The organism is Spirosoma arboris (genome assembly GCF_009754945.1).
Taxonomy (GTDB): domain Bacteria; phylum Bacteroidota; class Bacteroidia; order Cytophagales; family Spirosomataceae; genus Spirosoma; species Spirosoma arboris.
In genome coordinates this window covers 1-1356 of sequence record NZ_WPIN01000054.1, presented here as the reverse complement: position 1 = coordinate 1356, position 1356 = coordinate 1, and the positions used below count along the sequence as shown (strand labels likewise).

1 protein-coding gene is annotated in these 1356 nt (G+C 48.0%); it reads right to left on the bottom strand.

The window, feature by feature from the left end:
• On the bottom strand, nt 1-1330 hold a 1330-nt coding region (locus GO755_RS40610; protein WP_157591162.1), incomplete at its 3' end, for a hypothetical protein.
• Nucleotides 1331-1356: the final 26 nt, after the last annotated feature.

Genomic DNA, 1356 nt, shown 5'->3' with positions numbered 1-1356 from the left:
TCAATGATTGCAGGTTGTAGCCGGATGCAAATACCTTGTCACTCCACTCGCTGGCGTTGTTGATATGAAGTTGATAGCGGGCTTTAACGATTTCGCCCCGTTCATCCACCGTTAGGAACTGATCGGTGGCCAGACAAGCAGGGCTAGCTTTAGTGAGCTTAGTCATCCTGATGCCACTTTTATCTGCCGATGGACTTACCACCTCCAGTCGATCAGTGGGCGTTGACGTGCCAATGCCCACGTTGACTTGATGACCTAAAATCAGGGCGTTACTGGCGGCTACGCGGCTGTTAGCCCCAATAGCGGTGGCATTGTGAAGACCATCCTCAGCCTGTACATTATAACCCATTAGTACATTATCATCACCTGTGGTAACCGCTGTACCCGAATTAGGCCCGATGATTATATTGTTGCTACCTGTGGTTACGTTCAACCCGGCCTGGTAGCCAAAAAAAGTGTTATTATTCCCCGTTAAAGAGCCACCTGCTTGATAGCCAACCACCGTGTTCCAGGAACCCCGTTGATTGGTCGAACCGGCTCCCCAGCCGACCAGCGTATTGGCTGCACCAATCGTGTTGCCATAACCGGCCGAATAGCCAAAGAAACTATTGGTTGAGCCGCTGGTATTGTTGTAACCAGCATAGTTACCTGAAAAGTTGTTTCCCGAACCGGTGGTATTGGCATAGCCAGCAAAAGCGCCCACAAAGTTATTGTTGTCTCCTGTATTGGTATAATAGCCCGCTTTGGACCCAACGAACACATTGTAAGAGACCGTGTTACTAAGGCCAGCGGAGTCGCCAACCATAACATTATTGTGGCCGGTCGTATTGGAGAAGGAGGCATACGAACCGATGGCAACATTTGCGTAACCAGTGATATTATGATTACCAGCAACGTAGCCTACAAAGCTGTTGGCGATACCACTGGTATTGTAATAACCTGCCGCACCACCTAGAAAAGAGTTATTGACGCCTGTGGTATTCATCCCGCCCGAAGATCGGCCTATAAAGCTATTGGCACTGCCCGTTGTGTTGGAGCTACCCGCATCAGCGCCGATGAAGCAGTTGGTGTTACCTGTGGTATTGCTTAAACCCGTCTGATAGCCCACAAAGGTGTTATTCTCACCGTACGTTGTGCTTAAGCCCGTAGCATTGCCTATAAAGATATTATACCTACCAGTAGTTATGCTATTACCTGCTTGAGGTCCTACGAGTGTATTATAAGTACCAGGCTTGTTAAGATTGGCCGTATTGGCTACATAATTGGTTGGTTGAGACCATCCGTAAACAAAAGGGAATAGACCTAGCAGTAAGCAATAGAGCGATTTCATGGTCAGATAATTAATAGTTAGAGCCT